General features: G+C 75.7%; 12 protein-coding genes and 1 other RNA gene. 6 read left to right on the top strand and 7 right to left on the bottom strand.

Annotation, left to right across the window (positions count from 1 at the left end):
- Nucleotides 1-101: 101 nt before the first annotated feature.
- On the bottom strand, nt 102-1,844 hold the full coding sequence (locus tag ACH443_RS07835) for a protein kinase (protein WP_430589966.1): 1,743 nt from the start codon (nt 1,842-1,844) through the stop codon (nt 102-104).
- Between the two features lie 134 nt (nt 1,845-1,978).
- Nucleotides 1,979-3,397, bottom strand: coding sequence for a dihydrolipoyl dehydrogenase family protein (locus ACH443_RS07840; RefSeq protein ID WP_430589967.1), 1,419 nt, complete (start codon nt 3,395-3,397; stop codon nt 1,979-1,981).
- A 139-nt stretch (nt 3,398-3,536) separates the two neighbouring features.
- Between ACH443_RS07840 and ACH443_RS07845 the strand changes: the two genes are divergently transcribed.
- The 4 genes from ACH443_RS07845 to ACH443_RS07860 are packed head-to-tail and all read left to right on the top strand — an operon-like array spanning nt 3,537 to nt 7,750.
- Nucleotides 3,537-5,285: a bifunctional 3'-5' exonuclease/DNA polymerase gene (locus ACH443_RS07845; RefSeq protein ID WP_430589968.1), complete on the top strand. Its 1,749-nt coding sequence runs from the start codon at nt 3,537-3,539 to the stop codon at nt 5,283-5,285.
- 26 nt (nt 5,286-5,311) lie between these two features.
- On the top strand, nt 5,312-6,283 hold the full coding sequence (locus tag ACH443_RS07850; protein WP_430556648.1) for a Nif3-like dinuclear metal center hexameric protein: 972 nt from the start codon (nt 5,312-5,314) through the stop codon (nt 6,281-6,283).
- A 22-nt stretch (nt 6,284-6,305) separates the two neighbouring features.
- Nucleotides 6,306-7,055 carry a zinc ribbon domain-containing protein gene (locus ACH443_RS07855; protein WP_430589969.1) on the top strand — a complete coding sequence of 250 codons (750 nt, stop codon included), beginning with the start codon at nt 6,306-6,308 and terminating at the stop codon, nt 7,053-7,055.
- A complete protein-coding gene (locus tag ACH443_RS07860; RefSeq protein ID WP_430589970.1) occupies nt 7,055-7,750 on the top strand; it encodes a histidine phosphatase family protein in 696 nt (231 codons plus the stop codon). Before ACH443_RS07855 ends, ACH443_RS07860 begins: the two co-directional genes overlap by 1 nt.
- Here ACH443_RS07860 and ACH443_RS07865 read toward each other — a convergent pair.
- Together ACH443_RS07865 and ACH443_RS07870 are read right to left on the bottom strand one after the other, a co-directional pair.
- Complete coding sequence (locus ACH443_RS07865; RefSeq protein ID WP_430589971.1) at nt 7,719-8,093, bottom strand: TfoX/Sxy family protein; 375 nt, start codon at nt 8,091-8,093, stop codon at nt 7,719-7,721. The two genes, ACH443_RS07860 and ACH443_RS07865, sit on opposite strands and share 32 nt — an antisense overlap.
- A 37-nt stretch (nt 8,094-8,130) precedes the next feature.
- Nucleotides 8,131-8,967 (bottom strand): YaaA family protein, encoded by an 837-nt coding sequence (locus tag ACH443_RS07870; protein WP_430556644.1) that lies wholly within the window; start codon nt 8,965-8,967, stop codon nt 8,131-8,133.
- Between the two features lie 78 nt (nt 8,968-9,045).
- On the opposite strand from ACH443_RS07870, the gene ACH443_RS07875 reads away from it, so the two are divergent.
- Both ACH443_RS07875 and rnpB read left to right on the top strand, forming a co-directional pair.
- Nucleotides 9,046-9,429, top strand: a complete 384-nt coding sequence (locus ACH443_RS07875) for a tautomerase family protein (protein ID WP_430589972.1) — start codon at nt 9,046-9,048, stop codon at nt 9,427-9,429.
- A 56-nt stretch (nt 9,430-9,485) separates the two neighbouring features.
- An RNA gene (rnpB, locus tag ACH443_RS07880) (RNase P RNA component class A) lies at nt 9,486-9,890 on the top strand.
- Between the two features lie 3 nt (nt 9,891-9,893).
- Here the strand turns inward: rnpB and ACH443_RS07885 are convergent.
- The 3 genes from ACH443_RS07885 to ACH443_RS07895 form a co-directional block, all read right to left on the bottom strand.
- Complete coding sequence (locus ACH443_RS07885) at nt 9,894-11,069, bottom strand: epoxide hydrolase family protein (protein WP_430589973.1); 1,176 nt, start codon at nt 11,067-11,069, stop codon at nt 9,894-9,896.
- A 112-nt stretch (nt 11,070-11,181) separates the two neighbouring features.
- Complete coding sequence (locus tag ACH443_RS07890; RefSeq protein ID WP_430589974.1) at nt 11,182-12,039, bottom strand: alpha/beta hydrolase; 858 nt, start codon at nt 12,037-12,039, stop codon at nt 11,182-11,184.
- A 12-nt stretch (nt 12,040-12,051) separates the two neighbouring features.
- On the bottom strand, nt 12,052-12,876 hold the full coding sequence (locus ACH443_RS07895) for an alpha/beta fold hydrolase (RefSeq protein ID WP_430589975.1): 825 nt from the start codon (nt 12,874-12,876) through the stop codon (nt 12,052-12,054).
- Nucleotides 12,877-12,881: the final 5 nt, after the last annotated feature.

Raw genomic sequence — 12,881 nt, forward strand, 5'->3', positions numbered from 1 at the left:
ACGGGTGATCCGCAGGCTAGGGAGCGCGCCTGGGACGCGTTGAGCGCGTGGCTATGCGGTTCCTGTGAACCATCGCGCCGTGGGCGCCGGGCGTGGGCCGGTCAGGAGGCCGGGGTCGAGCCGGTGCCCCCGGCACTGTCGTCGGGTCCGCCGCTGGGCTCGGGCTCGGCCGGAGGAGTCGTCTCCTCGTCCGTCGGTTCCGGGTCCGGCTCCGTCGGCTCGTCGGTGGGTGTCGGCGACGAGGTGGGTTCGTCGGTCGGCTCGTCCGTCGGTGTGGGCTCGTCCGTCGGCGTCGGGGTCGACGTGGGGGTCTCGGTCGGCGTCGGAGTCTCCGACGGCGTCTCGCTGGGCGTGGGCGTGCTGGTCGGGGTGGGCGTCGACGTCCGGTCGGGGCGCGACGTCGGCTCGGCCGGCGCCTGTGTCGTGGGGGCGGTCGTGCTGCGCGTCGGAGACGGGGTGGACGACGGCGACGGGCTGGGGGTGACCGGCGAGACCGGGCCGCTGCCGTCGGTGTCGCCGAAGAGCCAGAACGCCCCCGCGCCGAGGGCAGCGACCAGGATCGCGGCCAGGACGATCAGGAGGATCCGACGCCGGCGGGACGGCTCGGGCTCCTCGGCCGCGGGCACCCCGCCGACGGGGATGTCCGCGGGCGGCTCGGGCGGCGGGTCGCCCAGCACCTCGGTCGGCTCGTCGCCGGAGGTCGCGAGGGGCTCCGTCGGCGCACCGTCGTCCGGTGTCAGAGCCTCGGTCGCGTCGACGGCACCGAGCATCCGGGTGCGCTGGAGCTCCGCCTCGGCGCCCGCCGCCGCGGCGGCCGCGAGGCCGGCGGCGCCGATCGCCGCGGTCCGGTGCGGGTCCTCGGCGACGATCTGGCCCATCGTCATGGTCTGGTCGCCGTCGGGGGTCTCCGGCCCTGCCGTGGCGGGCGCGGCCCACGCCGGCGGCGCTCCGCCCAGCAGCGTGGCGACGGTCTGGCCCATCGCGCCCGCGGTCGGGAACCGCCGGGCCGGGCTCTTCGCCATCGCGCGGGCGACGAACCGATCCACGGCGGACGGCACGGCGGGGCGGCGGGCCGACGGCGCGGGCACGGGCGCCCCGACGTGGGCGAGCAGGACGTCGCCCGGCCGGGCACGCTCGTACGGGGGATGGCCCGTGAGCGCGAAGTAGGCGAGCGCCCCGACCGAGTACAGGTCGCTGCGGCCGTCGAGCGGCCGACCCTGCGCCTGCTCGGGGGACATGTACGACGCCGAGCCGGCGACGCGCTCGCCGTCGCCGTCGCCTCCGCCGGGCGCGGTGAGGCCCAGGTCCAGCAGACCGACGGTCATGCTGCCGTCGTCGTGCCGGTCGACCACCACGTTGCGCGGGCCGACGTCGCGGTGCACCAGCCCGGCCTCGTGGACGGCCGCGAGGCCGTCCAGCAGCCCGGCCACCACGGTGAGCGCCTCGGGCCAGGGCATGCCGGTGCCGGCCGCCAGCTCCGACAGGGGAGTGCCTGGCAGGCGTCGCATGAGCAGCCAGGGGACGTTCGCGCCCGCGACCTCGTCCTCCCCGGTGTCGAGGACCTTCGAGACGCCCGGATGGTCCATCAGGTCAGACGCCGCCACCTCGCGGGCGAGGCTGGCGCGCGCCGCCTCGTCGTCGACCAGGTGCGGGTGGAGCACCTTGACGAGGAGCGGGGTCTCGTCGCCCGTCGCGTCGCCCGTCTCGTCGGACTCGCCGGGCAGGCGCGAGGCCTCGTACACGGTGTACGTGCCACCCGTGCCGAGGATGTCCCCCAGCACGTACTTCCCGCCGAGCACGACGTGCCCGCCCGCCGGCTCGTCGGCCGGGTCCTTCGGCGTCATGCCGGGCACCGCGGCGAGTGCGGGGCGTCGAGGCGGAGGCCTGGGCGGGAGGGCATCGGGGCGGCGAACTCGGTCATTTCAGTCATGGGCCATCACAGGATAAGTGGTGGCCGCGCGTGCTGCAGTGTGCCCGGTCACGCCTCCTGGAGGTCCGCCAGCGCGCTCTCGATCGCGCGGTGGAACGTGGGGTACGCGTAGATCAGGTGCCGCAGCTCGCTGACCGGCACCCGCGCCTGCACGGCGAGCGTGAGGACGGCGAGGATCTCGCCGCCGGCCGGTCCGGCGGCCGTCGCGCCGACGAGCACACCGGCGTGCGCGTCCTCGACCAGCTTGATGAGGCCCTCGTTGCCGGGCCCGTGCACGAACCCTCGCGACGACGCCGCGAGGTCGGTGAGGCCGGTGCGCACCGTCAGCCCGGCGTCGCGGGCGGCGGCCTCCGTGAGCCCGACGCCGCCGATCTCCGGGTCGGTGAACGTCACGTGCGGGACGGCGCGGTAGTCGGCCCGCTCCGCGCCGTCGCCGTCGCCGCCCCCGGCCGCGAGGATGTCCGCGGCGGCGATGCGCGCCTGGTACATCGACACGTGCGTGAACGCCCCCTTGCCCGTGACGTCCCCGATGACCCAGACGCCGTCCGCCGCGCGCATCCGGTCGTCGACGGGGATCGTGCGGCCCGAGTCGTCGATGCCGACGGTCGCGACGCCCAGCGCCTTCAGGTCGGTGCGCCGGCCCGCGGCGACCAGCAACCGCTCGGAGACCAGCTGCGTGCCGTCGCCGAGGGTCAGGGTGAACCCGCCGCCGTCGTGCGAGACCGACGAGACCTTCGCGTCCGTACACATGCCGATGCCCTCGGCGGCGAAGCGGCCGGCGAGGAGCGCGCTCGCCTCGGGCTCGTCGAGCGCCAGCAGGCGCGGGCCCGCCTCGACCACCTCGACGGCCGTGCCGAACCGGGCGAAGACCTGCGCCAGCTCGCAGCCGATGGCGCCGCCGCCCAGCACGGTGAGCGACGCCGGCGCCTCCGTGGCGCGCACGGCGTCGCGGTTGGTCCAGTAGGGGGTGTCGGCCAGGCCGTCGACCGGCGGCACCGCGGGCTCGGTGCCGGGGTTGAGCAGGACGCCGCGCGTCGCGCGGAAGCGGCGCTCGCCGTCCGCGGTCGCCACGGCGACCTCGCCCGAACCCACCAGGCGGCCGCGGCCGCGCACGACGCGGGCGCCCGCCTTCTCCAGGCGCTCGACGGCGGCGGTGTCGTCCCAGTCGGCGGTCGCCTCGTCGCGCACGCGCGCCGCGACGGGCGCCCAGTCCGGCGCGACGTCGACCCGCCCGGCCAGCGTGGCCGCGCGGCGGGCCTCGGCGAGCGCGTCCGACGCGCGCACCATCATCTTCGTGGGGATGCAGCCGAAGTACGGGCACTCGCCGCCGACGAGGCGCGCCTCGACGGCCACGACGTCGAGCCCCGCGCGGGCCAGCCGGCCGGTCGCGTCCTCCCCGCCCGGGCCGGTGCCGATCACCACGACGTCGACGGTCTCGACGGTCTCGACGGGCTGCTCGGTCGTCATGCGGTCCTCCTCGGGCGCGGGTGGGCGGCCGGGTGCGCCGACCCCGGCCAGCGCACCATATCGACGGTCTCGTCGCGCGGCGAGCGGCGCGGGTGCGGCGCGTCGATCGTGCGTCGGTGGCGCACGGCAGGATGGCGGCGTGCACGTCGTCCTGACCCGAGAGCCCGGCGGCACGGTCCGCCTGCACGACGGTACGCAGCGCGCCGTGCCCGCCGCGGACCTCCCCGCGCTCGTGGCCGATGCGGAGGGCGGGGTCCACGGCGGTGCGGCCGTGCCGCGCTGGACGTGGGACGACACGAACCGCTGGTACCCCGGCCTGCTGCGGGCGGGCGTCCGCGTGGAGCGGTCGCACGACCTGCGGCTCGTGCACCGCATCCTGCGGCACTCCACGGCCACCGCGGGCTCGGAGCTCGCGGCGGCGGGGGTCGGCGCGTGGGACGCGATGACCCCGACGCCGGCGGGCGCGGCGCCGCCGGTGGGCGCCCGCCGCGTGCCGCAGGGCGAGGCGCTCTTCGACCTCGCGGCGCCGGAGCGGTCCGCCCCGGCCCCGCAGGGCGCCGGGGCGGTCGACCCGGTGGCGGAGCTGCGGCGCCAGGAGGACGCGGTGCGCGGCTCGTCGGCGCCCGGGCGGCTGCGGCTGCTCGCGGCGGGGGAGTCGGCGGGTGCGCTGGTCGCGGCCGAGATGCATCACGCCGGGCTGCCGTGGCGCGCGGACGTGCACGACGCGATCCTCACCGACGCGCTCGGTCCCCGGCCACCCGAGGGGCAGCGTCCCGCGCGGCTCGAGGAGCTCGCGCGACAGATCCGCACGGCCCTCGACGCTCCGCCGTCGCTCAACCCCGACTCGCACCCTGACCTGCTCAAGGCGATGCAGTACGCCGGCGTCGGGACGCGCAGCCTGCGCAAGTGGGAGCTGGAAAAGCTCGACCACCCCGTCGTCGCTCCGCTGCTGGAGTACAAGAACCTCTACCGCCTGCTCACGGCGAACGGCTGGCACTGGCTCGACGAGTGGGTGACCGACGGCCGGTTCCGCACCGAGTACGTGGTGGGCGGCGTGGTGACCGGCCGCTGGGCGTCCACCGGTGGAGGGGCGCTGCAGCTGCCGAAGGGCGTGCGACGGGCGGTGGTCGCCGACCCGGGCTGGTGCCTCGTCGTGGCGGACGTCGCGCAGCTCGAGCCGCGCGTCCTGGCGGGCATGGCGGGCGACGAGGCCATGGCGACGGCGGGCCGCGCCGGCGACCTCTACGCCGGCATCGTCGCGTCCGGGGCGGTGCCCACCCGGGAGCTGGCCAAGGTGGGCATGCTCGGCGCGATGTACGGGGGCACCACCGGGGCGAGCGCCCAGGTGCTGCCGCGGTTGGGGCGGGAGTACCCGCGGGCGATCGCGCTGGTGGAGGAGGCCGCCCGCACGGGGGAGCGCGGGGGCGTCGTGACGACGTGGCTCGGCCGGTCGTCCCCGGCCCCGGGCTCCGCGTGGGACGAGGCGCAGGCGGGCGCGTTCGCCGACGACGCGGGGGCCGACGCCGCGGCCCGCGCCCGGTCCGCCACCCGGTCGTGGGGGCGGTTCACCCGCAACTTCGTGGTGCAGGGCACCGCGGCGGAGTGGGCGCTGTGCTGGCTCGCGTCGATCCGTCGTCGGCTCTGGGCGCTCGGGGTCGCGGACGGCGCGCGGCCGGGCCTGGCGCCCGCCCCGTTCGCCGACCGCCCGCACCTCGCGTTCTTCCTGCACGACGAGGTGGTGGTGCACGCTCCGCGCGAGCTCGCCGACGTGGTCGCCGCCGAGGTGCGCGCCGCCGCCGAGGAGGCGGGCCGCCTGCTGTTCGGGGACTTCCCGGTCGACTTCCCGCTCACCGTCGCGGCGGTCGACTCCTACGCCGACGCCAAGTGACCGGCCCCGGCTCTAGGGTCGGTGCCATGACCATCGGGACCACAGACACCGCGGCACCGCGCACCCCAGAGAATCCGCCGAGGCTGCACGACGTCGTCGCCGCCCTCGAGGACCTGTACCCGCCGTCGACGGCGGAGGGCTGGGACGCCGTCGGCCTGGTGGTGGGGGACCCCGCGGCGCCGGTGCGCAAGATCCTGTTCGCCGTCGACCCGGTGGCCGCAGTGATCGACGAGGCGGTCGCCTGGGGCGCGGACCTGCTCGTCACGCACCACCCGCTGTTCCTGCGGCCCGTGCACTCGGTCGCGGCGACGACGTTCAAGGGCGACGTGGTGCACCGGCTCCTGCGCGCGGGCTGCGGCCTGTACGTGGCGCACACCAACGCCGACGCCGCCCCGCGCGGCGTCGCGGACGCGCTCGCTGATCTCGTCGGCATCACCGACCGCAGCCCGCTGGTCGTGGGGCCCGACGGCGTCGATGCCGGTGCGGTCCGGGGGATCGGGCGGGTCGGCCGGCTCGCCGAGCCCACGACGCTGGGCGCGTTCGCCGAGCACGTCGCGGCCGTGCTGCCGGCGACGGCGCAGGGCGTGCGCGTCGCCGGCGACCTCGACGCCCCGGTCGCGACCGCCGCCGTGGTGGGCGGATCCGGGGACTCGCTGTTCGACGCCGTCCGCGCCGCCGCCGTCGACGTGTACGTGACCGCGGACCTGCGCCACCACCCCGCGTCGGAGCTGCGGGAGCGGGCCGACTTCGAGTCCCGGACCTCCACCGGCGCGGCGACGCCGTTCCTCGTGGACGTGGCCCACTTCGCGAGCGAGTGGCCGTGGCTCGCGTACGCCGCCGAGGACGTCGTCGCGCGGCTCGGGGAGCGGGCCGGAGGCGGGACCGGGGACGGTTCCGGAGAAGGTACGGTGACCACGAGGGTGAGCACGATCGGCACCGACCCGTGGACCGCGCGGGTGGCGAGCAGCGTGCGCGCGACCGACCGCCCCACCAGCTGAATCACTGCGAGAGGACCCGCCCGTGGCCACTGCACCCCCCGAGGACCAGCGCCGACTGCTCGAGGTCCAGGCCCTCGACACCCGGCTGCAGCAGCTCGTCCACCAGCGCCGCAACCACCCGGCGCTGGCGATCATCGCGGAGCTCGACGGCCGCATCGGCGACCTGCACACCTCGCTCGTCGACTCGCGCACGGCCGTGGCCGACCTGGAGCGCGAGCTCGCCAAGGCGGAGTCCGACGTCGCCCAGGTGCGCACGCGCGCCGAGCGGGACCAGCAGAAGCTGGACTCCGGCGCCCTGTCGGCGAAGGACTCCCAGGCCCTGGTGAGCGAGCTCGAGTCGCTCGCCCGCCGCCAGTCGGTGCTCGAGGACGCGGAGATCGAGGTCATGGAGCGCCTGGAGGCGCACCAGGGCTCGCTGGCCGAGGTGGAGTCGGCGCACGCCGAGCTCGAGGCGGCGAAGGCGAAGGCCACCGCCGAGCGCGACGAGGCTTGGGCCGAGATCAACGCGACCGGGTCGAAGGTCAAGGCGGAGCGGGAGGCGACCGCGGCCGGGCTCGACGCCGGCCTCCTCGCCCTGTACGACAAGCTGCGCGCCCAGCTCGGCGGCGTCGGCGCCGCGGCGCTGCGCGGGGGCCGGTGCGAGGGCTGCCGCCTCGACCTCAACCCGCGTGACCTCGCCGCCGCCAAGGCGGCGGCACCCGAGCAGGTCGTGCGCTGCGAGGAGTGCGGTCGCATCCTCGTGCGCCCGGCGGACGACGGCGCCGCGGCCTGATGGCCCGGCCGTCCGGAGCGAGCCCGGCGGCTGGCGCGGACCTGCGCACCGTCGTGCTCGTGCGGCACGGCGTGACCGAGCTGACCGAGGCGCGCGCCTACTCGGGCGGCGGCGTCCCCGGGCCGCCGCTGACCTCGCGGGGCCGTGTGCAGGCGGCGCGCGCCGCGGACGCCGTCTTCCGGCTCGGCAAGGACCTGTGGCCGGACCTGCCGCGCGCCGGCGCCCTCGTCGCCTCGCCCCTGGTGCGCACGCTCGAGACCGCCGCGGCGGTCGGGCGCCGCACCGGCCAGCACGTGCGCCCGGACGACCGGTTCGCCGAGTGCGTGTTCGGCGACTGGGAGGGCCTCACGCCGGACGCGATCGCCGACGGCTGGCCCGACGAGTTCGCCGCCTGGTCGACGACGGGCACCGACCGGGCGCCCGGCGGCGAGTCGTACGCCGACGTGGGCGAGCGGGCGTGGGCCGGGCTGCGCGACGTCGTCGCCGCGACGGGGCCGGGCGCGGCGAGCGTCGTCGTCGCGCACACCGTGACGATCCGCGCCCTGGCCGGGCGGTCGCTCGGCGCGCCGGCGTCGTCGTGGCGGCTGCTGCGCGTGCCGCCGTGCTCGCTGACCGTGCTGCGCTTCGGCCTCGGGGACGACGGCGAGCCCGCGCTCGCGGAGGTCACCACGGCGGGCTTCCCGACCGACGTCTGACGCGGCTAGCGCTTGGGTGGCTTGGGCGGGAGCGCGAGCGCGAGGTCGACGCCGCGGGCCACCACGCGTGCAGCGCGTCGTCGTCGGAGGTGACCGACGCCGGCGCCCCGACCATGCCGCGCATGACGCGCTCGCCCATGCGCAGCTCGTGCCCGCCGTCCGCCACCGCGGCGTCGTAGCCGTCCGTGCCGACATGCACCATGAGCTCGTCGCCGCCCACTCCGACGGCCATGTGGGTGTTCACCATGAACGCGACGCCGCCGAACATCCGCCGCTCGACGACGTCGGCGCGCTCGGCGACGGCGTCGCGGACGCGGGCGGCGAGCACCTCGTCGTAGGCCATGCGGCCAGTGTGCGCCGGGTGTGGGGTGTCCCGCCCGTCAGGCGATGACGACCTCGAGGGTGCGCGGCCCGCGGCGGGTGGCGGCGTCGTGCAGCGTCGCCTCGACCATCCGGTACGACAGACCCGTCCCGACCTCCGTCCCGATGACCTGGCCGTCGAGCTCGCGGGCGGCGTCGAGCAGCTCCGCGGCGGTGGTGGGCGCGGGGCCGGAGCGGCGCAGCAGGTGGCCCGCGAGCACGCCGCGCGTGTGCTTGGCGTTGTGCGACACGACGGCGCGCTTCCCGTCCGTCTCGCGCACCACGCGGACGGTCACCCAGTCCGCGGCGGAGTCACCGGTGGTGGCCGGCTTCCACGCGGCGAGGTACGCGGCCGAGCGGCAGTCGACGACGACGTCACCCGCGGCGCGGGCGTCGAGGACCGCGGACAGGTGCGGCCGCCATGCGGTGGCGAGCTTGCCGACGCCGGGCAGGTCGACGCCCATGGAGAGGCGGTACGCGGGGATCCGGTCGGCGGGGGAGACGGCGCCCCACAGGCCGGAGAAGACGCGGACGTCGTCGGCGGCGCGGCGGGCCGCGGCGCCGGGCAGGTCTGCGAGGCCGGCCGCGGCGTAGAGGACGCCGGTGTAGACGCGGGCGGCGGGCGCCGTCGGCGCGGCCACGAGCTCGGTGTTGCGGGCGACCTCGGCGCCGAGCGACGCGCCGACGCCGAGCACCTCGGTCGCGTCCGGCCGCGCGCTCGCCGCGGCGAGCGCGTCGAGCACGGCCAGCCGCTGACCGGTGAGCTGCCCGGCCCCCGTGAGCCCGGCGAGATCGACGGGGGAGGCGCCGTCGGGTGCGGGCGTCTTGCCCTCGGAGGGCGGGAGGCAGATCAGCACCCGGATACCCTACGGTCGGGTCTCGACGCGCGGACCCCCTGGTGACAGTGCTGTCGGTCACCGCTAGCGTCGTCGGGCGTGGTCCACGTGAAGATCTACGGCAACCGACGGGTGTGGGGTCAGCGGCGCGCGGAGGTCTCCGACGCGCTGCACGCGGCGCTGGTCGGGGCCTGGAAGATCCCCGAGGACAAGCGGTTCCACCGGTTCCTGCTGCTCGACGACGGCGACCTCGTCGCGCCGCGCTCGGACGACTACCTGTTGATCGAGATCGTCGCCTTCACCGGCCGCACGCGCGAGGCCAAGCGGGAGCTGATCCGCCGCGTCTACGACGACGTCGCCCCCGCGCTGCGCGTCGCGACCGACGACGTCGAGCTCGTCGTGATCGAGTCGCCCGCCGAGAGCTGGGGTATCCGCGGCCGGTCGGGCGACGAGCTGTCCCTGAGCTACAAGGTCGACGTGTGACCGTACCGACGTGGGCGTCCGACCGGCTCGACCGCGCATAGACTGTGCGACGCGGACGAGTCGGTCGGACGGTCGCGTCGGCGGTGCCCTCGGGCGCCGTCGCCGAGGAACGTCCGGGCTCCGAAGGGCGAGGTGGTGGCTAACGGCCACCCGGGGTGACCCGCGGGACAGTGCCACAGAAAGCAGACCGCCGTCGCCGGGCGACCGGTGGCGGTAAGGGTGAAACGGTGGTGTAAGAGACCACCAGCGCGGCCGGTGACGGTCGTGGCTCGGTAAACCCCACCTGGAGCAAGGTCAGACAGATTGTGTTTGAGGGTTGCCCGCCCGATTCTCTGTTGAGAAGCACAGTCGGGTAGACCGCTCGAGCCCTGCGGCAACGCAGGGCCTAGATGGATGACCGTCGCCCGTGCCGGGGTAACCGGGCACGGGGACAGAACCCGGCGTACAGACCGGCTCGTCCGCCCTCATCTGCTCGCGGCCAGCACCGCCGCGAGGCCGTCCTGCAGGTCCGTGACGAAGTAGTCGGGGACCTCCAGCGACGGGAAGTGCCCGCCGTGCTCGGGCTCGGTCCACCGGACGATGCGCCGGTAGCGCTGCTCGGCCCAGGCGCGCGGGGTGCGTGACTCGATGTCGCCGGGGTACATGGTCATGGCGCAGGGGACGTCCACCCGCAGGTCGGGGTCCAGGGAGCCGGGGCTCTCGGCGTAGATGCGGGCCGCCGAGGCGCCGGTCCGGGTCAGCCAGTACAGGGTGACGTCGTCGAGGATCCTGTCCCGGGAGATCGTCTCGAACGGGCTGTCCTCGGTGTCGGACCACTCGGCGAACTTGTCGAGGAGCCAGGCGAGCAGGCCGACCGGCGAGTCGACGAGCGAGTAGCCGATGGTCTGCGGCCGGGTCGCCTGCTGCGTCGCGTACGCCCGGTGGTGGAGCCAGAAGTCACGGGTCTCCTCGGCGTGCCGGCGCTCCTCGCCCGTCAGACCGTCCGTCGTCATCCCGGGCGGTGGGAGGGCCAGCGTGGTGTGGACGCCGAGCACGTGCGCGGGGAACCTCCCGCCGAGGACCGCGGTGACGTTGCCGCCCCAGTCGCCGCCGTGGGCGAGGAACTCGTCGTAGCCGAGCCGTCCCATCAGCTCCACCCACGCGGCCGCGGTCTTCTCGACGCCCCATCCGGCGACGGCCGGCCTGTCGCTGTAGCCGAAGCCGGGCAGTGACGGGACGACGACGTGGAACGCCGGCGTGCCCGCGTCCGGCGGGGCGGCCAGCTCGTCCACCACGTCGACGAACTCGGCGACGCTGCCGGGCCAGCCGTGGGTCAGGATCAGCGGCGTGGCGTCCGCGCGCGGGGACCGGCGGTGCAGGAAGTGGATGCCCAGTCCGTCGACGGTCGTGCGGAACTGGCCGATCTCCTCGAGGCGACTCTCGAACGCCCGCCAGTCGTACCCGGTGCGCCAGTGGTCGACGACGTCCACGAGGTCGGCGAGGGGGACCCCCTGGTCCCACCGGCGCGGGTCGGGCGCGGAGCGGCGGACCGTCTCGGGCTCCGGCAGCCGTGCCGCGGCGAGCCGCGCGCGCAGGTCGTCGAGGTCGGCGTCGGTGGCGCGGCACTCGAACGCCTGGACGTCGCTGGACGGATGGGGCATGGGGGCTCCTGGTCGTCGCGAGGCCGGCTCCGCCGTCGGGAGCCGACCCCACGGTTCTACCAAGCGGCCCTGACACGCCGGGGGCCCGGCGCGTCCGCCCGCGCGTCGGGCGTCAGGCCGTGGCCCGCTCGGCCCCCTGCGCGTGCTCGAGGGCCCAGGCGAGGGCGTGGTCGGCGACCTCTTCCCAGCCCGGCGCGGCGCAGGTCCAGTGGTCCCGGCCCGCGAACTCGTAGTACTCGGTGACGGCCGGCGACTTCTCCCAGTGCTTGGCGTTCGACCGGTTCACCGACGGCGGCATGATGTGGTCGAGCTCACCCCCGATGAACAGGAGCGGCGCGCGGTCGGTGCCGAAGTCCACCCAGGTCTCCTGATGGCCGGGCTTGAAGTTGGCGATGAGGCCGTAGTCCCACACCCAGCGCCCCGGGGCCGGGATCGCGTAGCGCTCCCACACCGCCCGGGACTCCTCCTCCGAGAGGGTGTTGGTGAACGCGTAGTGGAACTCCTCGGGGGTGAACCCGACGGCACGGTGCCGGTTCGCGGGGTTCTTGAGCGCGGGGAAGAGCGACCTCGCCTGCGACGGCGGGTTGACCCGCACGCCCTCGGTCGGGGCGGAGTCGATGACCACCCCGGCGGCGCCGAGGCCCCGGGCCAGGAGGATCTGGGTCAGGGCGCCCCCGAAGGAGTGACCCATGATGATCGGCGGCCGGTCCAGGGCGGTGATGATGCCGGCGAGGTGCTCGACGGTCTCGGGGACGGTGAGGTCGGCGATGACCTCGGGGTTCTCACGGAGGGCCTCGACCTCGATCTCGAACCCGGGGTAGGCGGGCGTCACGACGGTCAGGCCCTTCTGCTGGTAGTGCTGGACCCAGCCCTCCCAGCTGCGGGGTGTCATCCACAGTCCGTGGACGAGGACGACGGTGTCGGGTGCGCTGCTCTCGGTCGCGTCGCTCGTGTCGCTGATGTCAGTCATGGGTGAGCCCTCTCAGGAGTCGATGAACGCCAGCAGGTCCGCGTGCAGCCGGTCGCGGTCGGTGTCGGGCAGGGCGTGGCCGCTGCCCGGATAGATCAGGAGGCGGGCGTCGGCGATGAGCTCGACCGACCGCCTGCCCCCGACGTCGTAGGGCACGATCTGGTCGTCGTCGCCGTGGATCACCAGGGTCGGGACGTCGATCGTGGCCAGGTCGGGCCGGAAGTCCGTCGCGGAGAACGCCGCGATGCACTCGTACGCCGCGCGGTGACCGCAGGCCATGCTCTGGAGCCAGAAGGCGTCGCGGAAGCCCTGGTCGACGTCGCCGCGGCGGTTGTGCCCGAAGAACGGCCCGTCGGCCAGGTCCCGGTAGAGCTGCGACCGGTCCGCGTGCTCGCCGGCACGGATCTCGTCGAACACCTCCATCGGCAGCCCGTCGGGGTTGTCGTCGGTCCGCACCATGAGGGGCGGGACGGCGGACACCAGGACGACGCGGGCCACGCGGTCGGTGCCGTGCCGTGCGACGTACCGCACGACCTCGCCGCCGCCGGTGGAGTGGCCGACCAGGGTGAGGTCGCGCAGGTCGAGCGCGTCGACCAGGCACGCCAGGTCGTCGGCGTAGGTGTCCATCTCGTTGCCGTCCCAGGTGCGGCTCGACCGCCCGTGTCCCCGCCGGTCGTGGGCGATGGCGCGGTGGCCGTGCTCGGCGAGGAACAGGGCGGCGGCCTCCCAGGCGTCGGAGTTGAGGGGCCAGCCGTGGCTGAGGAGGACGGGCGTCCCCTCGGTGCCCCAGTCGGTGTAGTAGATCTCGGCACCGTCGTCGGCGGTGATGTAGGGCACGGTGG

It is taken from the genome of Isoptericola sp. NPDC019571, assembly GCF_044389385.1.
GTDB classification, from domain to species: domain Bacteria; phylum Actinomycetota; class Actinomycetes; order Actinomycetales; family Cellulomonadaceae; genus Isoptericola; species Isoptericola nanjingensis.